The 24,315-nt window shown below is 46.1% G+C and carries 22 protein-coding genes; 18 read left to right on the top strand and 4 right to left on the bottom strand.

Annotated features, from left to right (window positions below; genetic code table 11):
- Positions 1-145: 145 nt before the first annotated feature.
- From BMX95_RS20720 to BMX95_RS20675, 10 genes are all read left to right on the top strand, one after another.
- Positions 146-1,720 carry an ArnT family glycosyltransferase gene (locus tag BMX95_RS20720; RefSeq protein ID WP_081203761.1) on the top strand — a complete coding sequence of 525 codons (1,575 nt, stop codon included), beginning with the start codon at positions 146-148 and terminating at the stop codon, positions 1,718-1,720.
- Entirely contained in the window at positions 1,717-2,667 is a 951-nt protein-coding gene (locus tag BMX95_RS20715; protein ID WP_081203762.1) for a glycosyltransferase family 2 protein, read from the top strand. Before BMX95_RS20720 ends, BMX95_RS20715 begins: the two co-directional genes overlap by 4 nt.
- Entirely contained in the window at positions 2,664-3,506 is an 843-nt protein-coding gene (locus BMX95_RS20710) for a lysylphosphatidylglycerol synthase transmembrane domain-containing protein (RefSeq protein WP_081203763.1), read from the top strand. Before BMX95_RS20715 ends, BMX95_RS20710 begins: the two co-directional genes overlap by 4 nt.
- Positions 3,507-3,540: 34 nt before the next feature.
- Positions 3,541-5,283, top strand: coding sequence for an MOSC and FAD-binding oxidoreductase domain-containing protein (locus BMX95_RS20705; protein WP_081203764.1), 1,743 nt, complete (start codon positions 3,541-3,543; stop codon positions 5,281-5,283).
- 231 nt (positions 5,284-5,514) lie between these two features.
- Positions 5,515-5,856 carry a carboxymuconolactone decarboxylase family protein gene (locus tag BMX95_RS20700; protein WP_081203765.1) on the top strand — a complete coding sequence of 114 codons (342 nt, stop codon included), beginning with the start codon at positions 5,515-5,517 and terminating at the stop codon, positions 5,854-5,856.
- An 87-nt stretch (positions 5,857-5,943) separates the two neighbouring features.
- The gene (locus BMX95_RS20695) at positions 5,944-7,389 is read left to right on the top strand and encodes a Gfo/Idh/MocA family protein (RefSeq protein WP_081203766.1); all 1,446 of its coding nucleotides are present in this window, start codon (positions 5,944-5,946) and stop codon (positions 7,387-7,389) included.
- A 7-nt stretch (positions 7,390-7,396) separates the two neighbouring features.
- Positions 7,397-8,746: a putative oxidoreductase C-terminal domain-containing protein gene (locus tag BMX95_RS20690; protein WP_081204118.1), complete on the top strand. Its 1,350-nt coding sequence runs from the start codon at positions 7,397-7,399 to the stop codon at positions 8,744-8,746.
- Between the two features lie 134 nt (positions 8,747-8,880).
- Positions 8,881-9,669 carry a DUF4382 domain-containing protein gene (locus BMX95_RS20685; protein WP_081203767.1) on the top strand — a complete coding sequence of 263 codons (789 nt, stop codon included), beginning with the start codon at positions 8,881-8,883 and terminating at the stop codon, positions 9,667-9,669.
- Positions 9,670-9,748: 79 nt separating this feature from the next.
- Positions 9,749-10,561, top strand: a complete 813-nt coding sequence (locus BMX95_RS20680) for a helix-turn-helix transcriptional regulator (RefSeq protein WP_081203768.1) — start codon at positions 9,749-9,751, stop codon at positions 10,559-10,561.
- Positions 10,562-10,643: 82 nt separating this feature from the next.
- A complete protein-coding gene (locus BMX95_RS20675) occupies positions 10,644-11,138 on the top strand; it encodes a DinB family protein (protein WP_081203769.1) in 495 nt (164 codons plus the stop codon).
- Positions 11,139-11,225: 87 nt separating this feature from the next.
- On the opposite strand, the gene BMX95_RS20670 is transcribed toward BMX95_RS20675, so the two are convergent.
- Entirely contained in the window at positions 11,226-11,669 is a 444-nt protein-coding gene (locus BMX95_RS20670; RefSeq protein ID WP_081204121.1) for a carboxymuconolactone decarboxylase family protein, read from the bottom strand.
- A gap of 110 nt (positions 11,670-11,779) precedes the next feature.
- Between BMX95_RS20670 and pdxR the strand changes: the two genes are divergently transcribed.
- The 3 genes from pdxR (at position 11,780) to BMX95_RS20655 (ending at position 14,334) form a co-directional block, all read left to right on the top strand.
- Complete coding sequence (gene pdxR / locus BMX95_RS20665; protein WP_165759085.1) at positions 11,780-13,258, top strand: MocR-like pyridoxine biosynthesis transcription factor PdxR; 1,479 nt, start codon at positions 11,780-11,782, stop codon at positions 13,256-13,258.
- A 188-nt stretch (positions 13,259-13,446) separates the two neighbouring features.
- Positions 13,447-13,890: a hypothetical protein gene (locus BMX95_RS20660; RefSeq protein ID WP_133054053.1), complete on the top strand. Its 444-nt coding sequence runs from the start codon at positions 13,447-13,449 to the stop codon at positions 13,888-13,890.
- A 9-nt stretch (positions 13,891-13,899) separates the two neighbouring features.
- Positions 13,900-14,334, top strand: coding sequence for a GNAT family N-acetyltransferase (locus BMX95_RS20655; protein WP_081203772.1), 435 nt, complete (start codon positions 13,900-13,902; stop codon positions 14,332-14,334).
- 212 nt (positions 14,335-14,546) lie between these two features.
- On the opposite strand, the gene BMX95_RS20650 is transcribed toward BMX95_RS20655, so the two are convergent.
- Positions 14,547-15,317: a cupin domain-containing protein gene (locus tag BMX95_RS20650; protein WP_081203773.1), complete on the bottom strand. Its 771-nt coding sequence runs from the start codon at positions 15,315-15,317 to the stop codon at positions 14,547-14,549.
- Between the two features lie 24 nt (positions 15,318-15,341).
- Here BMX95_RS20650 and BMX95_RS20645 point away from each other — a divergent pair, with 24 nt between their 5' ends.
- Positions 15,342-16,274, top strand: a complete 933-nt coding sequence (locus tag BMX95_RS20645) for a sigma-70 family RNA polymerase sigma factor (RefSeq protein ID WP_081203774.1) — start codon at positions 15,342-15,344, stop codon at positions 16,272-16,274.
- 22 nt (positions 16,275-16,296) lie between these two features.
- Entirely contained in the window at positions 16,297-16,668 is a 372-nt protein-coding gene (locus BMX95_RS20640) for a DoxX family protein (protein ID WP_081203775.1), read from the top strand.
- A 392-nt stretch (positions 16,669-17,060) separates the two neighbouring features.
- Here BMX95_RS20640 and BMX95_RS20635 read toward each other — a convergent pair whose 3' ends face one another.
- Positions 17,061-18,515, bottom strand: a complete 1,455-nt coding sequence (locus tag BMX95_RS20635) for a 2OG-Fe(II) oxygenase (RefSeq protein ID WP_081203776.1) — start codon at positions 18,513-18,515, stop codon at positions 17,061-17,063.
- A 227-nt stretch (positions 18,516-18,742) separates the two neighbouring features.
- Between BMX95_RS20635 and hemN the strand changes: the two genes are divergently transcribed.
- Together hemN and BMX95_RS20625 are read left to right on the top strand one after the other, a co-directional pair.
- The gene (hemN, locus tag BMX95_RS20630) at positions 18,743-20,110 is read left to right on the top strand and encodes an oxygen-independent coproporphyrinogen III oxidase (protein WP_081203777.1); all 1,368 of its coding nucleotides are present in this window, start codon (positions 18,743-18,745) and stop codon (positions 20,108-20,110) included.
- A gap of 124 nt (positions 20,111-20,234) precedes the next feature.
- On the top strand, positions 20,235-20,633 hold the full coding sequence (locus tag BMX95_RS20625) for a hypothetical protein (protein WP_081203778.1): 399 nt from the start codon (positions 20,235-20,237) through the stop codon (positions 20,631-20,633).
- A 5-nt stretch (positions 20,634-20,638) separates the two neighbouring features.
- On the opposite strand, the gene BMX95_RS20620 is transcribed toward BMX95_RS20625, so the two are convergent.
- Positions 20,639-21,685 carry a response regulator gene (locus tag BMX95_RS20620; RefSeq protein WP_081203779.1) on the bottom strand — a complete coding sequence of 349 codons (1,047 nt, stop codon included), beginning with the start codon at positions 21,683-21,685 and terminating at the stop codon, positions 20,639-20,641.
- A gap of 136 nt (positions 21,686-21,821) precedes the next feature.
- Here BMX95_RS20620 and BMX95_RS20615 point away from each other — a divergent pair, with 136 nt between their 5' ends.
- Positions 21,822-24,290 carry a heavy metal translocating P-type ATPase gene (locus BMX95_RS20615; protein ID WP_242673239.1) on the top strand — a complete coding sequence of 823 codons (2,469 nt, stop codon included), beginning with the start codon at positions 21,822-21,824 and terminating at the stop codon, positions 24,288-24,290.
- Positions 24,291-24,315: the final 25 nt, after the last annotated feature.

The raw sequence follows: 24,315 nt of genomic DNA, 5'->3' as shown, positions 1-24,315 counted from the left end.
GATAAAACTTAACCGTAAAATGGGGGGGGTGATCAAAACACATACCAGCCCGATTGCAGAAATTAACCTTTAATTTTGAAAGGGTGCAAACAAAGTAGGCAAGGCGTTGTTTTGTCCCACTGTTAGCCAGAAAAAACTTTTGGGTATGAGGTATCCCCGGTCATTTTTTCTCATCCTGCTTCTTGCGGTGGTTTTATTATTTATAAGACTCGGGGCTGTTACCGTATTCCAGGTTGCTGAAGCGCGTAACAGCGAGGCGCCTGTTGAAATGCTGGTTAAACATGATTACATCGTACCGTATTATAATGGAGTCCTGCGCACCGATAAACCGCCGCTGCATTATTACGCTATGTTACTGGCTTATAAGATCGGTGGTATTTCCCCAACAAGCGCCCGTTTCTTTTCCGCAATATGCGGCGTGCTGGTTATAATGGCCACCTGGCTGTTCGCCAAAAAATATGCAGGCGTGCAGGCCGCCTGGTGGAGCTGCCTGGTATTATTAGGATCTGTACACACCATATTCCAGTTCAGGCTGGCCACGCCAGATCCATTTCTCATTGCCTGTCATGTGTTGTCGTTGTATTGTTTTTGGGAAGGTTACCAGGCACAAAAAAAAGAATTCCTGTGGCTGATGTATGGTTTGTTCGGATTGGCCATACTGGCCAAAGGACCGGTGGGCGCGGCCCTGCCTATTATGACGATTGCCTTGTACCTGTTTCTACAAAAAGAATGGTCTTTAAAAAATGTACGCCGGCTTCACCTGTTAAGTGGTTTTATTATTACCGCCGTTATAACTATTCCCTGGTTTTACCTTGTGCACGTTCAAACCCAGGGCGCCTGGACCAATGGCTTTTTCATACAACACAACATCAACCGTTTTAAAGACCCCATGGACGGGCATAAAGGCCCATTTGTGTTAACCTGGGTTTTTGTTATTATGGGGTTGTTCCCGTTTTCCATTTTTTTAATCCGAAGTGTTGGCTGGGCCTGGAAACAACGCAAAAGCAACCAATGGTTGTTCTTTAACGGAGTAGCGGCCGCAGCGATCATCCTCGTTTATTCTGTATCGGCAACCAAACTGCTCAATTATACTACGCCCGCTTATCCCTTCCTGGCCCTGATCATTGGTCCCTTTATTTTTCATACGATAGCCCACAAGGCCACTAACCGCCTATGGCCGGAATGGATAATACTTGCCGCGCTAACCGTTGCCTTACCGCCAGCGATGTATTTATGGATGCATTCGGAAGCGGCACTGCAGGCAATCGCTCCCTTAAGCATTTTACTGGCCGTACTGCCAGTCACCCTTCTGGCGGCCATCTATTTTTATAAACAATGGCGCGTTCAACAGGCTTTTCTTATTACTGCCATGGGCGCCATAACTGTAACCTTTATTTTCTTTTCCCTATTGTTTCCTGCGTTGGATAAACAAGGATCGGTGTATCAAATGAAACAACTGGTTCAAACGGGTAAACCTATCATTGCCTATCGCAATTTCAATGATGCATTTACCTTTTATCATGGGCAGCCTATAGTTGTATTCAACGGGGCTGATTCCATTGCCGCTTACCTGGAAAACCATCCGGATGCCCTTGTGCTGGAACGAGCCTCCCTGCCGGCCCTGCCCGACAGCCTGCCTCAGCTGGTTATGATCGCCAGCGGCAAGGACCTTTTCAGCCGCCAACATTCATTTATTTATCAATTGAAACAATCGAAATGAAAAGGCCCCAGGTCTCTGTTGTGATTGCCTTGTATAACGAAGCAGACAACATACAGCTCTTGTTGAACAAATCAAAGGCAGCCCTGCAACATCTTGATTACGAGTTGATCCTTGTTGATGACGGATCTACCGACGGTTCCGCCGCTGTTATAAAAAAATACCTGCATCCCGACATGAAGCTGATCGTACTGCGAAAGAATTATGGGCAATCGGCCGCAATGGCCGCCGGCATCAATGCTGCCCGGGGTGAGTTCATTGTTACGATGGATGCCGATCTGCAAAACGATCCTACCGATATCCCTGTTATGCTGGAAAAATTGCAGGCGGAAGATTGTGACCTGGTAGCAGGCATCCGGGCAAAAAGAATGGACAACTGGCTGAGAAAGATCCCCAGCCGCCTCGCGAATAAACTTATCAGATCAACCACCGGGGTTACCCTGCATGATTATGGCTGCACCCTAAAAGTATATCGGCAGGATTTAGCGAAAAACCTGGGTCTGTACGGCGATATGCACCGTTTTATACCGGTGCTGGCCGCTATGCAGGGCGCCAGCATGTGTGAAATGCCGGTGAAACACCATCCCCGGATCCATGGCAAATCAAAATATGGCATTGGGCGAACTGCTAAAGTACTTAGCGATCTGTTGCTGATCCTGTTTATTCAAAAATATTTTCAACGGCCCATGCATATTTTCGGCCCCATAGGACTGCTCCTGTTTTTTTCGGGGCTTGTTATCAACGGATATCTGCTCGTAGATAAAATGCTTGGCAAAGAGATCGGCGGCAGGCCGTTGCTTATTCTTGGCGTAATGTTGTTGCTGGCAGGACTACAGTTGATCATCTTTGGATTTGTTGCCGAAATTCTGATGCGTACCTATTATGAATCACAACATAAAAAAATCTTCCGCATCAGATCAGTTATTGAATTCAACAACGTACTGACATGAAAAAATGGTTACCTGTTCTGGCAAAATGCCTGGTTGCTGTTGTAGCGATTGCCATTGCGCTACAACATGTAAACAGGGAGGAATTGAAACATTTCCGCTGGGACCTTTCTGTTAGCTGGATCCTGCCTGCCATCCTGTTCTTTAATGCATCACAGTTCCTCAGCGCATACAGGTTATTACAATATTACAACCTGCTGCAAAAAGAGCTCCCGTACCGGTACAACCTGGAATTATATTATACAGGCATGTTTTATAATTTGTTTCTTCCAGGTGGGGTAGGTGGTGATGTATACAAAGTGATCCTTTTAAAAAAGCGGGGTATTGCCTGGGCGCCTGCAGCCAAAGCAACCTTGCTCGACCGGATCACGGGTTTATTGGTACTACTGGCTGTCGGGGTGTTGCTGCTGAATGTTGTTCCTGTTGCCATACCGGCATTGCCCATTCGCATACTAACTTTCGCCATTGTTCCCGGTTATTTGCTTTACGTGTTTATTGTAAAGCGATATTTTCCGCCATTTGGTATTGTCATAAATAAAGCCATTGTTTTATCGGTTGGAGTACAATGCCTGCAAGTCCTTGCATTCTTTTGCCTGCTTCATTTTCTGCATACCCGGCCCATTGCCTACACCCCTTATGCCGTGTTGTTCTTTGCGGGAGGGGTAACGGCTGCACTGCCAATAAGTATCGGCGGTATCGGCATACGGGAATTAGCCATGACCACGGGCGCCATTTATCTGCATATTTCAACTACCATAGCCATCACGGCCAGTCTGCTCTTTTATTTGATAACCGCCATCAGCGCCATCGCTGGTTGGTGGATACGAAGAAGCCACCGCTGAAAACGATTTGCTCACAAACAAAATGATACCGTATATGAAAGTCCTGTCTGTAAATGTTGGCATGACGCGTGAAGTTGAATTTCGCGGTAAACTGATCAAAACTTCTATTTTTAAAAAACCAGTGGAAGGCCGGGTGATGGTGAGGCGGCTTAATATAGATGGAGATGGGCAAACGGATCTGGCAGCGCATGGGGGTGAACATCGCGCCGTATTTGTTTACCAGGCAGATTCGTACCAATATTGGCGGGAAGTATTGAAACGACCCGAATTGTATTACGGCCAGTTTGGTGAAAACCTGACGGTTGAAGGATTAGCTGACAAGGACGTTTGTATTGGCGACCGCTACGCGATTGGTACGGCTATTTTCGAGGTCACCCAGCCAAGAGTAACCTGCTACCGGGTAGGGATAGCACTGGGCGTTCCAGAAATGCCGTCCCTGCTGGTATCACACAAACGACCAGGGTTTTATTTCCGGGTAATTCAGGAAGGCGAGATCGGCGTTGGTGACCCGATTGAAAAGGTCGCTGACGGACCGGAACACATGAACATTTCCGAAGTGGATGCCTTGTTGTATTTAAACAACCACCCGAAAGAGCAATTGCAGAAAGCCTTAAAAATCCCTGCCTTAAGCCATGGATGGCAACAATCATTTCAAGACCTTTTACAATCAGCAGAAGCCGGAATAAATGCGGGTAATACAGGGCTTTCAGGAGTGTATGGCCGGCCGCTTGCCTGGCTGGGGTACCGTTCCTTTATTGTTCAGCGTGCCAGTCACGAAACCAGTGACATCGATTCGTTTGAATTACGGCCGGAAGACGGAAAACCACTGGCCGCATTTTTACCCGGTCAGCATATTGCGGTCAGACTGCCTGCAGGCGCCGATAAAAAGCTCCTGACGCGCATGTTTTCCCTTTGCGGAACACAAGGGGCCAACACCTACCGCATAGCGGTTAAACGGGAGCAGGCAGGCATTGTCAGTGAATACATGCATACGCATTTGCAGGCCGGCGACCGTGTTGAGATCAGTGCGCCCATGGGCGATTTCATTTTGCAGGAAGACCAGCACCCCGTGGTATTGTTAAGCGCCGGCGTTGGTATTACGCCCCTGCTGGGCATGTTACATGCCATTGAAAGCAGTTGTCCCGGGCGTGAAGTCTGGTGGATCCACTCTGCACGAAACAGCGCGAACTACCCGTTTTTAAAGGAAGTGGAAGAAACAGGCATGCACCTGAGCCACTTCCATCCCGTAAAAGTTTTTAGCCGGCCGGCAGCCGAAGAACAGATGGGAATACAATATGACATCCAGGGACATCTTGATGTAACGGCTTTGAACAACCTGAAATTACCACCCGGGAGCTATTTTTATCTTTGCGGCCCCACGGGATATATGTCGGCTATAACAGGCGCCCTGCAGTCATTGGGAATTCCCGGTGAGCAAATAAAAACAGAGTCCTTCGGAAATGCAGGCATCGAAAACCCGGTCGCCTCGCCACCACACCTTCCTGAAGATAATTCAGGAACAGGTCCGTTGGTGAATTTTACCAAAAGCAATATTTCTTTTAACTGGAGTAGCCGGTTCAATAATATCCTTGAAGCGGCAGAAGCCTGTGACATACCGGTGTCCTGGTCATGCCGGGTGGGGGTGTGCCATCGATGTGAAAGCTCCCTGCTCGATGGAAAAATACAATACAACCCAACACCTTTAGACCCGCCCGCAACCGGGCGACTGTTGATCTGTTGTTCCCTTCCTGTTACGGATATCGAGTTGGATCTATAAAATACAATTCGGTTATAAAGGCATGACCGGCACACAGGATATGACGGCAAGCGCTTTCTTTTATTTTTTCCTTTTTCAGATCTGGACCGGAAGTTATAGACGTCGATTATAATGGGTAAGATGGTGCCATTGGATAGTATTAAAAAATATTTGATTCGCGGCGCCGATTCCTTTAAATTCAGGTAATTTCTATTTGAGGTATTACCTAACCATTAGACCCGAAATCCTGATATGTCGCACCAACCACTCGAAGCCTATGCTCCCGGCAGCATCCGGTTATTGAAACCCCGCCATGACCCGGGGCAATCGATCAATAAATTAACCCAATTCTTATTATGCGGCTCCAACACGCTTTCTGAAGCGGAAAGAGAATTAATTGCCACCGTTGTTTCAAATGGCAATCAAAGCCTGTTTAGCACCAGCAAAAAAATGCAGGCATTGCTTACGATCGCGGCTGCCATTCGGCAGAACGGGAAACGGGTTACACCAGAGCTGATTGACCTGGCAAGATCAGCCGGCGCCACGGAAGTTGAAATTAATGATACGGTTTTACTGGCCGTGTTGTTTGTTTAAGATGGAAACAGTCCGCTTTTTTTTAAAGGCTCAGGCTAAAAGCTTACATTTAAAGCACGGATGAATAACTAATTTCATAAGTGCCATATGAATAATAAAAAGATCAGCCGGAAAAAGTTCGTAAGCGATACGGCAAAAGCAACATTGGGTGCCGCCCTCACTTTGCGGTTACCCACCATTGTTCCCTCTTCAGTTTTTGGAAAAAACGCCCCCAGCAACCGCATCAACGTAGCCTCCATTGGTTGCGGAAGAATTTCAGTTACCCACGACATGACCTCCATTGCCCGCTACAGCGGTGCAAGGATCATTGCCGTTTGCGACCTCGACAAGGCCCGGGCGGATGCGGGTGTGCAGGCCGTTAAATATAATTACAACCGGGCTGTAAAAGAAAACGGCGGCCAAACCGGTGACTGGGATGTAAAAGTATATTACGATTACCGCGAGTTGTTGCTGAACAAAGACATCGATGCTGTACACATCAGTCTGCCCGATCACCAGCACGCCATTGTAGGGGTGCATGCAGTACGGGCCGGAAAAGATGTTTACCTGCAAAAGCCTGCCTCCTTAACTATCGAAGAAGGAAGGATATTAAGCAATGAAGTAAAAAAGACCGGCCGTATTTTACAAATGGGCAGTCAGCAAAAATCAATTGATCCCTGGCCTCAGTTTAAAAAGGCCTGTGAGCTCGTACGCAACGGGCGCATTGGTCAGTTGAAAACAATTGAAGTAGGATTACCGGGTGACCCGGGTGGCGGTAATCCCGCAAAAATGATCGTACCGGCCACCCTTAATTACGATGCCTGGCTGGGTTCAACACCAGATGTATATTATACAGAAGACCGCGTACATGCGCAGGACGCCAGTATGAAAGGCATTGCAAGCCGGCCGGGCTGGCTGCGTTGCGAACAATTCGGCGCCGGCATGATAACAGGGTGGGGCGCCCACCACATAGATACGGCACACTGGGCCATGGGTACCGAATACAGCGGACCGGTCGAGATCTGGGGCAAAGGAAGTTTTCCCACCGATGACCCGGCCTATAAAGGGCTCTGGGACGTGCATGGAATTTTTCGCACCGAAGCCTTATATGCCAATGGGGTACACATGATCGTCTCAAATGAATTGCCCAATGGCATCAAGTTCATTGGTACCGACGGCTGGATCTGGGTAACACGCGGCAGCTACCGGGTAACCGACAGCGATCCCGTGGCCGATAAAGACGGCATCAAACCCATCGATGCCAGCAATCCGAAGATCCTGCAATCCGTGATCGGCCCCAATGAAATTCACCTGTATGAAAGTTCGGAACAACATGCCAACTGGCTGGATTGTGTAAAATCCCGCAAGGAACCGGTGGCGCCCGTTGAAGTAGGGCACCGCTCCTGTACCGCCTGTTTACTACACCACATTGCCATGAAGGTGAAAAGAAAGATCTATTGGGACCCGCAAAAGGAAACATTTAAAAATAACGATAAAGAAGCAACCGCATTATTGTCAAGACCAAGAAGAAAAGGCTATGATTTTAACGCTTAATATTACAATGAAAAGAATAACCGGCTTATTTATAGTATTGTCAATGATCTCGTGCAGCGAACAGCAACAACAAAAGAAAAAATCCATTCAACTGATAACCCTTGACCCCGGCCATTTTCATGCGGCATTGGTGCAAAAGACCATGTATAACGATGTTGATTCCGTTGTACATGTGTACTCCCCGGGCGGCAAGGACCTGCAATCACACCTCGACAAGATCGATGCCTATAATACCAGGACCGACAACCCCACCCACTGGAAAGAGGAAGTGTATACCGGCAATGATTTCTTTGAGAAAATGGTAGCCGACAAGCTGGGAAATGTGGTGGTATTATCGGGGAACAACCAAAAAAAAGCTGACTATATTTTAAAGAGTTTACAAAACGGTTTTAATGTTTTTGCTGACAAACCCATGGCTATTAACAGCAGCCAGTTTGAACAACTGAAGCAGGCATTCGACGCTGCAGGCAAAAACAACCTGTTGTTGTATGATATCATGACGGAGCGTTTTGAGATCACCAATACATTGCTGCGGGCAATCTCGATGGATCCGGAAATTTTCGGCACACTGGAGAAAGGCACCACAGCAGATCCGGCAGTGGTAAAAACAAGTATTCATTACTTCTACAAATTTGTTTCGGGCAACGTGCTTACGCGGCCGGAATGGTTCTTCGATGCATCACAGCAGGGGGAAGGCATCGCCGATGTAATGACCCATTTGGTTGACCTGGTTCAATGGGAATGTTTTCCGGAGCAAACCATCGACTATTTAAAAGACCTGCAACTGGATTCTGCCAAACACTGGACAACTGATTTAAGCCTGAACCAATTCAAAACGGTAACAAAGGCGGCTGCATTCCCCGACTATTTAAAAAGCAGCGCCGCTAATGATACTTTGTTAAAGATCTTTTACAATGGTTCCATCAACTACACCATTAAAGGAGTGCATGCAAAAACTACTGCCCTGTGGGATTACCAGGCGCCTGCAGGCGGTGATAATTACTATGCCCTGATGCGCGGAAGCAAAGCCCGACTGGTGATTAAACAGGGCGCAGAAGAAAAATACAAGCCTACGCTTTATATAGAACCGGTAGACAAGAACTTCAACCCAACAGAAGCGTTCAAAAAAATTCAAACAAAATACCCGGGAGTAGAGTTAGTGAAGTCAACAACCGGCTGGCAGGTTACGCTTTCTGACCAATACAAAGAAGGCCATGAAGAGCATTTTGCCCGGGTTACGCAAAACATGCTGCAATATTTAAAGAATAAAAACATGCCGGCCTGGGAGGTACCCAATATGCTGGCGAAGTATTATCTCACCACAAGCGCTTTGCAACTGGCGGGTAAACAACACTGATATTGTAAATAATATACTCATTAGAATAGCTGAAATATAAGGTGTTACACTTATACGGGAGAGATTTTTTCGTAATATGAGGTTCCGGGAACGATCTTTGTATTACGATATTTATATATTTAAATTTAATCTCTATGAAATCTCGTATTTACTCAGTTCTATTCCTGGGTTTACTGTTTACCTCTTCACTGGTTTCCTGTTCCAAAAGTGACTCTGATGGCGAAAAAGCCAAATTGCAATTACGTTTAATCGATGCTCCCGCTGATTATGACCAGGTTAACATCGACATCAAAGACGTTCAGATCAATGTAACCGGCGATGACGATAAAGGCTGGCAATCATTGCCCGGCGTAAAAGCAGGCATTTATAACATCCTTGACCTGGTTAATGGTAAGGATACCCTGCTGGTGGATGCCGATATTCCTACCGGCAAACTGCACCAGATCCGTTTGATCCTGGGTGACAATAACAGCGTGGTGATGGGCGGCGTAAGCGCGCACCTGGAAACACCCAGCGCACAACAAAGCGGTTTAAAGCTGAACGTACAGCAAGATGTAAAAAGTGGCATTTTGTATACCATGGTACTTGATTTTGATGCAGCCAGATCAATTGTTACTACCGGCAGCGGCAAGTACAATCTGAAACCGGTTATCCGCACTGTGTTAAACGCAGTAGGCGGAAGTATTAAGGGCGCTGTTACCCCCGGTTCTTTACTCACTGCAGTATACGCTATCAATGGTACCGATACCATCAGCACGTTCACGGATGCAACCGGCGGCTATTTGATCAGAGGGGTTCCTGCAGCTACCTACAATATGCTGTTCAAAGCAACTGATTTAACTTACCAACAACAAACAAAAACAGGCATTGCCGTTACTACCGGTAATGTAACTGTAGTAGATACCGTTCGTCTGCAAAAATAATTTGTGAGATCCATGTCCTTTTTGCAGTTAACAGGCCCCGATTTTTACATCGGGGCTTTTTAGTGTACCTTAGTGCTGAATGAAAATCACTTCCTTTCTTCGCCATCGCACCAGTGATCTGGCAGTAAAGAAAAAAATAATACTGCAACAAAACCTGTTTACCTTTTTGCTGACCGGTGAAAAAACAGTGCATATTGCCGGTAACCGGGTTACCATACAACCGCATCAGTTTGTGCTGTTAACCGCAGGCAATTACCTCATGACTGAAAAGCTCGCCGCTAAAAACGCCCCTTACCATAGCATTCTTATTTTTTTTGACAGTACATTGCTGGTTGATTTTTTTGAACGTCATAACGCATTGATCGGCCGGCAAACAAAACAAGCTGCCGGTAATCCCTTTCTGGTGTTTGAAAAAGATGAGTTCCTGGCAAACTTCACCTGTTCGCTCGACATGCTTGTTGGAGATAAGCAGGTGCATCCCGAGCTGCAAAAGATAAAGGTGGAAGAACTATTCTTATACCTGGTCATGCATTACCCGAAACAGATGCAGCAACTTCGCAACATGAACTACGAAACAAATGACGAGGACCTGATCATTCGTCAGGCGGTAACCTCGCATATAAACAGCAACATCACCGTTGAAGAACTGGCCTTTTTATGCAATATGAGCCTGTCATCCTTTAAACGCCGGTTTGCGAGAATGTATGGCAACAGCCCTAACAGATGGCTGCTGGAAAAAAGAATGGAAACAGCTGCGCAATTGTTGCGACAACATAACCGAAAAGCAAGTGAGATCTATTATGAACTGGGGTATGAAAACCTGTCGAGTTTTATTCAATCCTTTAAGCAGGTACACGGTATAACGCCCAAACAATACCAGTTATCAAAGTGAACGTGTAGCTATAGTTTTTGAACGCCTGCCTGTTATTTACAGCCTGTCCCCGCAGCTACCTTTGAGCAATAATTCAAACAACATGCACAAAGCGTATTTTTCAGAATTGACAGATTACCTCATCTGGGCAGACGGCAATATTGTAGAATGGCTGCATCAGATCGATGACACCCAATGGGAACAAACCATCACCAGCAGTTTCCCCTCCATTAAACAAACCGCCCTGCATATTGTAAGTGCTGAAAGGATCTGGCTCGACTACTGGACAAAAACCCCGGACCCGGTTTTTCTGTCAGCGCAATTCACTGGAACAAAGAGTGACCTGATAGCCATCTGGATGCAGATCTCAGCGGGATTGAAATCGTTCGTTGATGCATATGCTGAAAAGGATTACCTGCAGCCTGTCACGTTTAAATGGCCGGGAGGCGGGGAAAGCACCATGGCATTCTGGCAAACATTTTCGCATTTTATCAATCATGCCACTTATCATCGCGGCCAATTGGTAACTATGTTGCGCCAGGCCGGTTTCACCAAACTGTCATCCACCGATCTGGCCGGTTATTACCGGTTGATCTAAAAATAACCGCTTTGTAAAATATTATAAAGGCCTTCCTCCGGCTGATCCGGAAAAGAGGGCCTTTCTCCTTTTCGACCTTATAGGGATTTAATCTAATACCGGCATCATGTGCGTGCTTATACCGATCCGGTTCCATGCATTTATAGCGATGACGGCCATTATTACCTGCGCTAATTCTTCCTCACCCAATTGTTGCAGGGCGTTGTTGTAGGTTTCTTCAGTTACCCCTTTTACTGAAATATGGGTAATCTCTTCCGCCAACGCCAGCACAGCCCGTTCTTTCTCTGTGTAGAAAGGTGTTTCACGCCAGGCGTTCAGTCCATAGATGCGCTGCTCTGTTTCACCATGTTTTCTCGCATCTTTTGTATGCATATTGATACAAAACGCGCAACCATTTATTTGGGAAACCCTGATCCTGATCAATTCCTGGATGGTGGGTTCAATTTTACTTTGGCTCAAATATTTTTCCAGTCCATACAAAGCTTCATATGCCTTGGGTTGTAATTCCTGAAGAACGATGCGTTTGCTCATTTCTTTTAAATTTTACACAAAGCTATCGCCGGCCAGCCTCAAATTACTTAAACTGCTTTAAGAAAGGAGGAGGCGCCAAAAACGTATCTTGGCGTTCTATTTCATTCATTATGAGCCTACCATTCAAGACGTTGATCAAGATCGAGCGCGGAAATCATTTGCCGATGTATGTGCAAATAGCCAATGAACTGATCAAATTGATCCGGGGCGGAAAGCTCACCCCCGGTGCCTTTCTGCCCGGAACGCGTGAAATGGCCGATCTGCTGGCCATTCACCGGAAAACCATTATCAATGCCTATGAAGACCTGTCGGTTCAGGGCTGGATAGAATCGCTGCCGCGAAAAGGATACCGCGTGGTTTCCGATCTGCCGGTAATAAAACCGCGTAGCTTTCAGCCGAAAAACAACTACCCCGCAACGTCCATTTCGCCCGAAGAGCTCCTGCACCTACCTGCGTTCACCCGTCCGGGTATGGTGAATGACTATCAACCCGGCGCCCTGATTGTGGATGATGGCTTTCCCGATATCAACCTTACGCCGTATGATTTCTTTTTACAACAATACCGCCAACAATTGAACAGCGGGATATTATATACACTCAATTTCCAAAAGGAAGAAGGCGGTCTGTTGTCACTCAGAACAGCGACCAGTTCCTTTCTCAATCAAACAAGGGGATTGAACATTACCCATGAACAGGTGGCCATTACCCGCGGGGCACAAATGGCTATTTATTTAGCAGCAGCCCTGCTTATAAAACCCGGTGACCGGATCATTGTAAGCGAACCCAGTTATTTTATGGCCAACCAGATCTTTCAGCAATTGGGGGCAGTGATACACCGGGTGCCTGTTGATGAGGAGGGGATGGATACGAATGCGCTGGAGGAATTGCTGAAAACCGGCACATTCAAACTGATATACGTTATCCCACACCATCACCATCCTACCACCGTTACCATGAGCACGGCCCGGCGTATACAACTGCTGACCCTTATAAAAGAATACCAGCTCTGGGCCATTGAAGATGATTATGACTACGATTTTCATTACCGCAACAGTCCCATTTTACCATTGGCCAGTGCCGACCACGATGGCCGCATCCTCTACATCGGTTCCTATACCAAATTATTGGGGCCATCCTTCCGCATCGGTTACCTCGTTGCCGGGGTACAAATTATTGAACAGGCTATCCGGTATCGCAGGCTGATGGATATCCGCGGTGATTTTATGATGGAATCGGCGCTGGCAGCCCTGATCGACAATGGCGAATTAAGCCGGCACATCAACCGCAGTAAAAAGATCTATGCAGCCCGTCTTGACAAAACAACCGAACTACTGACCAGTTCGAACATCCCCGTTAGTTTTCATAAACCACAAGGCGGTATGGCGCTGTGGCTGCGGTTCGATCCCCAGTACCCATTAGCCAACCTGCTTACCAACGCATCGGCCAATAACCTGCACCTGTACGGCACTGCCTACTTCGAAGGCTATAATACCAATTACAACAGCCTGCGATTTGGATTTGCCTCGCTGCAGGAGCAACAGATGGAGCAGGCAGTAAGTATTCTGGCTGCCTCATTAAAGAAAAAGTAAAAGGGCTTTGGCGCAATCAAGGTGTAATACGCTCATTCCTTTGTCTGTTTGATTTATACAGCGAAAGTATTTACCGGCTGCCTGCAGGCAGGGTACCAGATCTGTTTTGCCGGGTATACCTGGCTGGACTACACACCTGGCCCATGCTGGTACCTAAATGGGACGTACAGTCTGTTTACCTTTGCACCATGAAGACTCCTATGACCACGTTGGCCCAGCTTTTTACCCGTATAGCATTAGGACTTGGTTTTTTGTTGCCGGTTGGTGACCGGTTGGGATTTATGGGCGCTCCGGATTCCGGCAAGGCAGCCTGGGGCGACTGGCAGCATTTTGTAACCTACACCCACCAGTTAATGCCATTCACCAATATGTACACGGCGAATATCGCCGGTTTGGCTGCTACCATCGCAGAATGTGTGCTGGGCATTTGCCTGATCATTGGTTTTAAAGTAAAGTGGATGGGATTGGGCGCCGCCATCATCACGCTCACTTTTGCTGTGTTTATGATCTTTTCCCTGGGTATTGGCGCTCCATTCAGCTATCCTGTATTTGTATTTACAGGGGCCGGTTTACTCTTATACACACACCATTCATTTCCCTGGAGCGTGGATGCATTGTTAAACAAGAATTAGATATCGTTTATGAATTTGATTGAAGTTACTACCAGGGAGCAGGTCGCTTTCTGTAGGGAAGCCCTTTTTGCCTTCAGACCCCTGTTGCAGGAAGCAACCTATATCGACCTGATCATGAACATGATCGCTGATGAACGCTTTAAACTGGTGTACATCCCCAATGACGACAATACAAAAGCGGCTGCCTTTACCGGTTACCGGACCATGCATTTCCTGCGTACCAGCTGGCTGATCTATATAGACGACCTGTATACCGATCCCGCCTACCGGGGAAGAGGATACGCCGGCGCGCTGCTTGATTATGTGGATCGCGATGCGGCAAAGAACGGTATTAAAACTGTTCACCTCGATAGCGGTTATATGTTGCACGATGCACACCGGTTGTATTTAAACAAAGGCTACGTGCTGGCCTGTAATCACTTTGCGAAAAGCCTGGCGTCATGAATGGAGGAAAGATTATAGGATTTCTTAAACTGCTTTAAGTTTTTACTACATGATTGATGGGAACTTTGTATTATATAAATTTAATCCAATGAGTCATATTTTAGTTATTGCTTATGGCGGGTAAAGTTTAGTTTGGATTAGATAGACAATCTGTTAAAAGGGAGTTGCAAGGAATGGCAACTCCCTTTTCGTTTGTATGCGGTAAAAGATTACTATCTCCATTTAAAAGCAAAATAACTGCATGGCTTATCTGCTACATTGGTAATGCCATGCATTTTACCACTTTCCATAATATATAGATCACCGGGGCCGCCGGTATAAGTTTTACCATCAATGACCATAGAGGTATTGCCCTCGGTGATTAAAATGAGCTCTGTTTCTACGTGCTGGTGTGGGGCATGGCTGGGACCAGGATGGTCCAATTGAGTAACGTGCATTTCAAAGTATTCGCACATGGCTGTAGGGCGGTCAAAGTATTTACGTCCGCCGCCTTTTTCCGTCTTTTTAAATGTCAGGGAATCTATATTCAATATTAATACGCCACCTGCCTTTTTGCTCCTTTCCAGGTCCATTGGTTTCTTTGAGCGAAATGCAAAGGCATAATAGGTGAGGGGGCCATCGCCTACATTCTCGAATGCCTGCATCTCCTGGGGTGGTATCAATATCACACTACCTGCACCTATTGTTTTTGTTAGGTTACCTACCGTGCATTTCATAGTGCCCTCCTTAATTATTATCAATTCTTCCCGGTCTTTTTGTGCATGTGGGGGTTTGGCTGGTGCGCCTTTTTCCTGGGTGGTGGCGTGCACTTCGAAGTAATCAAATTCAGGGGTAGTACCTATTGTCAGCCTCCGGCTTTCGCGGTGATCGCCTTTGGTAACAGGCAGTTCATTCCAGTGAAAAACGCCCGATGGAACGGGTTGCGTTTGGGCAAATACGCTTAAAGCGATCAAATTAATCAGGCAGGCAAGTATGATTTTCATATCGTAAGATTGGTAACTGTGTAAATGTTACGGAAATTTAGGGATTTATTGTCACAAAATGGGCTGGATTTAGTCTTAAGGGATATGGAGCCCCAAAGTCACGATATTAATGAATACAGATCTATGCTATTTTCTATAGCATATAACATGCTTGGCACATCAGCCGATGCGGAAGATATGGTTCAGGAAACCTATATCAGTTGGTTGCATGCAGACCGGTCGCATGTAGAAAATATAAAATTCTACCTGATCAGAACCATAAGCAATAAATGTATTAGCCATTTAAAAAAGCTCAAAAAGGAACGGGAAACCTACCTCGGCACCTGGTTACCGGAACCGCTATTGTTACCTACAGACGCAGAAAACATAGAGACGAAAGATAAACTTTCAATCGGGTTTATGTATATGCTTGAAAAGCTTAGTCCTATTGAAAGAGGCGTTTTGATCTTAAAAGAAGCTTTTGAGATCGACTACCCTGGAATTGCGGCAATCTTCGACATCTCCTATGAAAATTGCCGTCAGCTTTTTAGCCGGGCGAAAAAGAAACTGCTACTTGAAAAGTCAAAGTTCACGGTTGATAGAAATAATTACGAAAAGATCCTGCGCGAATTTTTGAATGCCTGTATCAATAAAGATCCGCAAAAGCTGATCGAGCTCCTACAGGAAGAAGTAGCGGTATATATTGATGGGGGCGGAACCGGTAAGGGTTTGTTGAATCCTGTTTTTGGAAAAGGAAATGTAATAACGCTGTTTGAAAGCGGCATGGATAGATTCGCCGCATTTGCCCGAATGGAAATCATCTCGGTAAACGGGTTAAGCGGGGCAGCCTTTTATCAAACCTCCAATGCAACCATTCCTGCGGTATTGGTTGCAATCGATATAACAGAAGGATATAAAATAGAGAACGTTTACTTTATGGCCTATCCTGAAAAGGTTGTCACAAAAGAGACACACTGAAGTCTTATCCATAAAAGATACAATGAAAATAGACAAGATCGTTTATTGGATCGTAACGGGTTTATTAAGTCTTAGTTTAGTGTTAGCTGGCTACCTGTATTTAACAAGCCCTGTTATGGCCGCAGGGTTTAAACATTTTGGGTTTCCGGGTTTCTTCCGGATGGAATTGGGTATAGCAAAAATTGTTGCATCGTTGCTATTGATCCTGCCTATGGTTCCCCCAAGGATTAAAGAATGGACCTATATTGGAGTAGCGATAGTATTTATTTCTGCCTTTATTGCACACGTATCGGTTGATGGTATTACTACAACGCTCAGCGTAGTAATCTCGTTCAGCATTTGGGCTGCATCTTTTGTATTCTTCATTAGGATTAACAGGGTGAAGGTCCGATAGCTTATAAAATAGTGCACAAATAAAAAACCATCCCGATTTAATCGGGATGGTTTGAATGTTTTATACTACTAAAATTATTTCTTCTGTTTAAAATCTTCAGGCATGCCGGCTGTCTGACCACGAAAGCATCATAATTCACCTACCTCACACACATCATTATCTTCCCATACAATACCCCCTCTTTCAACCCTTGCCACCTTGGGCAGCCGAAGGCCCACGGAGGAGCAACAGAGGATGAACAGTGAGGGAACAGAGAGAGCATATCGCTGTAAGGTCGCTGTAAGGTCGCTGTAAGGTTGCCCGGGAAGGCGTGGTTTGAGCATGTGCGTTTAGAACCAAAGAGAGGTAATTAAAGTTAATGTATTTGAATGAAAAAATGCGTGATGAACAGCTCACATTATCTCCCACACCTTTATCATCCCATCATACGAAGCACTAATAATCTTATTATCGGCTAATTGCTCAATGGACTGTACAAAGTTCTGATGATTGAGTTCCGCTTGTAATTGCCCGTTAAAATGCCAGAGCTTTACTTTATTATCTTCCCCCCCGGTGGCAATGATATTGTTTTGAAGAAGCTTAATGGTCCTGATAATGCCGTTGTGCGCTTTGAAGGTGGTGCAGGAATGATCGTTCAGCGACCGGATGGAAATTTCTCCATGCAGATTGCCGCTGATCAATTGATTCGTGGAGGCATGAAAGGCCACGCTTATAACAGGAGCATTTTCAATAAACGTAGTCAGCAACTGTCCGGTTTCAAAATTCCAGATCTTAATAGTGTGATCTTCGGAAGCTGACGCAATGGTTTTCTCATCCAGTTTTATCACCTGCCAAACCCAGTTGGTATGCCCGGTTATGGTTTTTAAAACAGTTCCATTCAGGTCAGCAATATGAATGGTATTATCACCACTGCCTGAGGCAAACGTGTTATCGGTTATCCGGCACAACGATAATACAATGGCAGAATGGATCCTGATCTTCTTTAGGGCTTTGTAATGCTGCCAGACAATTATCTGCTGGTCCCGGGAGCCGGAGATAAACGTATCCGCATTCATTTTCTCCAGGCTAAGGATAGAGTGCTGGTGTTCCCTTAGCGATAACTTTTCTTCCCCCCACAAACTCCAGGCTTTTATACTGGTATCCCTGCCGCCGCTTAAGATAGTATCCTCATCAAATTTCAACAACGACCAGATGTAGCCTAAATGTCCGGCAAAGGGTTCCTTTGGCTGGGTGCCTGTTATTCGGGTGTATAAGATGTCACTTCTCAGCACAAACTTTTCTCCTTCCGACAATACCTCGCCCTCATGCCAAACGTTGTGATCAAACACTATCAGGTCGCCCTGCCTGGGAATATAAGACGCCCACACTTCACTGGTTTCTTTTGTTTTGAAGAACAGCGTTCTGCCGCCTTTAAATTCCGTGGCACTGTTCAGATAGATCATGAACGTGAGTTTTGACTGAACCGTTTCACTGCGGTAATGAACGCCATCGAGGTGACGATGGAAATACTGATTGGCCGAATATTTACAAAACCTGAGCCGGGTATTTAATTCCTGTAATTGCCAAATGCCGTTTTCGGCGGGAATGTCGGCATTAACGGTAATGGTCGTTGGCAAATAAGGTTTTACTTTTTGAAACAGCTGTTCTGCCAGTGCTTCATCGTCTACTACAAAACGGTCATTGTTTCTGTAATAGGTAGGGTAATTGGAGTTTGCTTTTTGAAAGGAGTTTTTGATTGCCGGGTTTAATAATGCTTCACATGCTGTTTGAGAGAACAGGGAAGGGATCACAAAACAGGTGTAAGGGGAGTCGGGGAGTACATGTTGTACGGAGATAGGGGTTGCCATAAAACTAAAATTTAATTAGTTCGTTTCATATGGCTTAATAAATGTAACTACTGGCCGTTAGTTTTAATATAGATTTCAACAGCAGCCAGGTAAAATCGCATTTGAATGGTAAAAAAGCGGTGATGACCGGTAAGCGGTTTCTGGTTTGACAGAAATCAGGCCGCCGGTTGACACGCATCAGGTGACCGCCAAACCGGGGAATGTACTTTTGAATAAATTCTACCCCCGTGTTTATAGATCAGGCTTTATTGCAAAAATATAATCAACCTACGCCCCGGTATACGAGTTACCCCACCGTTCCTTTCTGGACAGAAGGGATCGATGGTGAATTGTGGAAAGAAGCCGTGCGGCAACGGTTTGCGGTCTGTAATCAGGAAGAAGGAATTAGTTTATACCTCCACCTTCCTTTTTGCGAATCGCTTTGTACCTATTGTGGTTGTAACAAAAAGATCACCACCAATCATAAAGTAGAAGAAGTATACCTGGAGGCCATTTTAAAAGAATGGCGCCTGTACGGGGCCTTATCGGATGCCCCGCCGTTGATCAGGGAGATTCACCTGGGCGGTGGTACGCCCACCTTTTTTTCACCGGGCAATCTGCACCGGTTGATCGCTGCAATCCTTAAAGACGCTGTTATACACCCCGACTATGCCTTCAGTATAGAAGGACACCCCAATAATACCACCCGGCAACACCTGGAAGAATTATACCAGCTTGGCTTCCGGCGTATCAGCTACGGCGTGCAGGACCTTAACCGCGAGGTGCAACAGATCATTAATCGCATTCAGCCTTTTGAAAATGTACAGCACGCTACCGATATAGCCCGGGCTGCCGGCTTTACCGCTGTAAATTTCGATTTGATCTATGGCCTTCCCCGGCAAAATGGCGACCGGCTGGCCCATACCATAACACAGTCGTTAAGTCTGCAGCCCGATCGAATTGCTTTTTACAGCTACGCACACACGCCAAAGGTGATCGATGCCCAACGCCTGATCAATGAAAATGATCTGCCCGATGCGGCTGAAAAATTATCGTTATACCTGTTGGGAAAAGAACTGATCTCGGCGCAGGGGTATGCCAATATTGGCATGGACCATTTCGCTTTGCCGGGTGATGAACTATATACTGCCTGGCAACAGCACACGCTGCACCGGAATTTTATGGGCTATACCACGCAAAAAAGCGGTATGCTCCTTGGACTCGGAGTTTCAGCTATCAGTGATACGAATACGGCCTTTGCCCAGAATGAAAAGACCTTGGGGGGGTATTACAAGTCAATTCATTCGGGCAGCCTGGCCGTTCTCAAAGGGTATTTCCTGAACAAAGAAGATGCCTTATTCCGCCGCCATATCCTGGATATGGCCTGCCAGGGCCGCACTTTCTTTTACCCTAACAGTTCGGTTGAGCTGGAACAATGGACCCTGCCCATGCTGCGCGATCTGCAACAGGACGGATTGGTAGATCTGTATCCCGATCATGTGGTGGTAACAACAATAGGCAGGCATTTTATCAGGAATATCTGTAAAGCTTTCGACCTGCACCTCCTTCGCCGTGAAGCTGCCAGCCCGCAGCAGACCTTCAGCAAGGCCATCTAAGTTAATTACCTGTTTGAGTATTATCAGCCTGGTTTGTAACGGGTGTCATACATTAGGGGAGCCTTAGGATGTATTTTTATTATAGAAACTGGGAATTGTATTTATAAATTGAAAATTATCGACTATGCGTTTATCAATTTATGGTGAAAGACTGATCACTGACGTGCAAAATCAATTTGCCAGTGTGTATCCATTTTTAAAGATCGAGTTCTTTAAGAATGTGGACTTCAGCAAAAACATTTACCCAAGGCAACGGCAAATAGCCCATTCGCTGCAATTAAAAGATGCCTGGATCTGGAAAAAAGGAGAAGGGGAGCTGCTGATAGATGATGTAATGACTGTATCTGACCTGGAGAATACCTTTAAAAACCAGTTTGGGATGGCAGCCCAGGTATTTCGCCGGTCAGGAAATATCTGGCTTGAAACGTCCATCACCAATGGATGGACGCTGAAGCAACAAAATGACCACGGCCGCGAGATCACGATCAGCATAAGACCCGACAACCGGAATGAAAATGAATAGAATGTTTAATACAACAAATTACGCAGCTTTTCAGGCTGCTCGATCTTAATCTTACCTCCTTTGATCTCAATTAATTTTTCCGCTTTAAAATCACTCAGGGTTCGAATAAGCGACTCAGTAGCGGTTCCTACATATTGTGCAATATCCTCCCGGGAAATATCGATGTTTTGCGCTGCATTGAATTTTTGATGAATATCTACCAGCGCCTTGGCCACCCGTTTACGCAGCGATCCATACGCCAGCCGCATTAATCTTTCTTCTTTTTCTTTTACTTCTTTCGAGATCAGTTTTATGAATTTGGAAGCAATGTTCATGTCATTATACACGGCCTGTAAAAAGTGGTCTTTGGGAATGGCAATCACGTCCGCATCTTCCAGTACTTCGGCTGTATCGTCGTAATTGGTATCTTCCAACAAGGTTACATGACCGATATAATCGCCGGTACTGTACAGGTTGGTGATGTATTCTTTACCCTCATCATGCACCTTGAAGGTTTTAATTTTCCCGCTTTTAACGTAATACAAATATTTAGGCCGTTTCCCCTCGGTGTACAGGGTCATTTTTTTATTCAGGCGTTCACTGTCGTACTGCTCTGGGTCCAGTGGCAGCATGCCTGAACCTTTCAGCTCTTTTATCAACTCATTGGCGCCCTTTTCACCGGTGGGATATTGCGCTTTAATGATGTCTACTTTCTTAAGCCTGACTTCAATGGCATTCAACAGTTCGATATCATCGAATGGTTTGCTGATATAATCATCAGCGCCCATTTCCATCCCTTTCCTGAAGTCCTTGCGTTCGGCCTTTGCCGTAAGGAAGATAAAGGGAATGTGTTCGGTGTCGGGATTTTTCTTCAGCAGGTGTAAAACCCCGTAACCATCCAGTTCGGGCATCATAATATCGCAAATGATCAGGTCAGGTTTTTCCTTAATGGCCTTTTCCACGCCCTGTTTGCCATGTTCGGCACCAAAGGCATTATAGCCGGCAAGGCTTAAAATTTCTACTATATTTTCCCTGATCTGTGTATGATCGTCGATAACCAATATCGTTTTCATTTGCTGGTAATTTTATAAGCCTGATAAAAGTACAAATACGCTGTGGATCAGACCTGACAAAAATCATCTTTTTTCCTGAACCTGGTCATGGACCTCCTAATAACCGGCTTCTAATTTAGCCCCCAAAATTCTAATTATGCCTACAGCCGCTACGGGAAAGCAAACAGCGTGTTACCACTGTGGTGAAAACTGCCAGGAAAGAAAGATCGCCACAGATGGGAAATATTTTTGCTGTGAAGGGTGTAAGATGGTTTACCAGCTCCTGAACCAAAGCGGTCTGTGCGAATATTACGACTTAAACGGCCAGCCCGGCACCAGCCAGCGGATGGCCGTGCGAAAAGATAAATTCGCCTTCCTGGAAGTAGATCATATCCAACGGCAGCTTATTTCCTTTACGGATGAAAAACAAACCCACATCACCTTTTACCTGCCGCAAATTCACTGCAGCTCCTGTTTGTACCTGCTGGAGAATTTGCACAAACTGCATACAGGGGTCATCAGCGCCATTGTGAATTTTACCCGGAAAGAAGTAGCCATCGTTTTTGATCACCATACCATTTCCTTACGCGAAGTGGCAGAACTGCTTACCAGCATCGGGTATGAGCCATATATCAGCCTGAATAACCTGGGGTTGAAAAAATCCCCGGTAAACAGGCAGCTGCTATACCGGATGGGAATTGCGGGGTTTTGTTTTGCGAATATCATGCTGATCAGTTTCCCCGAATACCTGGGCCTGGAAGGATCGGAAAAAGCATTGCAGGGAATTTTTCGCACGCTGAATTTTATCCTGGCCTTACCGGTTGTTTTTTACTGCGCCGTTCCTTTTTTCAGTTCCGGCTGGAAAGCTTTAAAACACAAACACCTCAATATCGATGCGCCCATTTCGCTGGCTATCCTCATTACCTTTTGCAGAAGTGTGTATGAGGTGGCCAGTGGCACAGGCGGCGGTTATTTCGACTCTATGTCGGGCATTGTATTTTTCATGCTGGTGGGCCGCGTATTCCAGGATAAAACCTACCAGCAATTGTCGTTCGAACGCGACTTCACTTCTTATTTCCCCGTAGCAGTTTCGGTATTGAAGGAGGATAAAGAAATACCCACTGCACTGCCCGAAATAAAAGTAGGCGACACCCTGGTTATTCATAATGAAGAACTGATCCCTGCCGATGGGATCCTGACCCGCGGCAAGGGTTTTATCGATTACAGTTTTGTTACCGGCGAATCATTGCCTGTGACCAAAGAAATGGGCGAGATCGTATATGCCGGCGGTAAACAAACCGGCAGCGTAATGGAGATACTGGTGGTAAAAGAAGTGGCGCAAAGTTACCTGGCCAAACTTTGGTCAGACAATGACTTTAAAAGAAACGAGGAGAAAAATATTTCTTTCGTGCACCTGCTCAGCCGCTGGTTCACTTATATCTTATTAGGTATTGCCACCAGCGCGGCGGTGTACTGGTCGCTGGTAGACAGCAGTAAGGTATGGAACGCCATTACCGCCGTTTTGATAGTGGCCTGCCCCTGCGCCTTGTTATTGTCAAATACCTTTACCAATGGCGTTATCCTGCGCATTTTGGGCCGCAATAAATTTTACCTCCGCAATGCCCAGGTTATTGAAGACATGGCCCGCATCGATCATATAGTGTTCGATAAAACCGGTACGCTGGCCTCGGCCCATGAACAGCAGATTGAATACTTTGGAAAAACTTTAAGCAAACGACAATTGTTACAGATCGCCACACTGGCGGCGGGCAGCAACCACCCGCTGAGCAAGGCACTGGTAAAATATATTGGCAGGAAAGGAAAAATGCCGGTCAACGATTTCCATGAAATAACCGGTAGAGGCGTGGAAGGCATTGTAGGAGATCATTACATTAAACTGGGATCCTATCACTATGTAACCGGTAAGGAAAAACACCTGGAAGGAACCGCGGTGTACATCAGCTACGACCACGAAGTGCAGGGATGTTTCCAATTCAGTAACCAGTTCAGGGAATCGGTGCCTGCGTTAGTAAAAAACCTGAAACCGCAATACAGTCTGTCGGTTTTATCGGGCGACAATGCCGCCGGAAAAACCAACCTGGAGCAGTTGCTGGGCCACGACAGCGTTATCCTCTTCCAACAGAAACCCGAAGATAAATTACGATATATCCAATCCCTGCAAAAACATGGTAAAAAGGTAATGATGGTAGGGGATGGATTGAACGATGCTGGCGCCCTGCAGCAAAGTAATGTAGGCATTGCCGTGGCAGAGGATTGCAACAACTTTACCCCCGCCAGCGATGCCATTATCGAGGCCGGACAATTATCAAAACTTCCAACTTTTATCAGGCTTTGCAAAGTGAACAAACGCATTGTCATTGCGAGTTTTATTTTATCCATCGCCTATAATATAGTCGGACTTTCTTTCGCCGTACAGGGTGATCTGTCGCCCCTGATCGCCGCCATCCTGATGCCGGCCAGTTCCCTTAGCATCTTACTGGTCACATTTGGCAGCGGCCATCTGGCTGCCCGGTTATTGATAAAGAGCCCCCTCCCGGCCTCCCCCGGAAGGGGGAGGAGTAATACAACCTCGCGACAATCGCGAGCAAACACACACAGAATGTAAGAGATTAATAGCGAGGTAGCCAACT

The organism is Niastella yeongjuensis (assembly GCF_900110245.1).
Classification (GTDB): Bacteria; Bacteroidota; Bacteroidia; order Chitinophagales; family Chitinophagaceae; genus Niastella; species Niastella yeongjuensis.
Note: the sequence above shows the minus strand (reverse complement) of the source record. Positions and strands in the feature narration are given on the sequence as shown.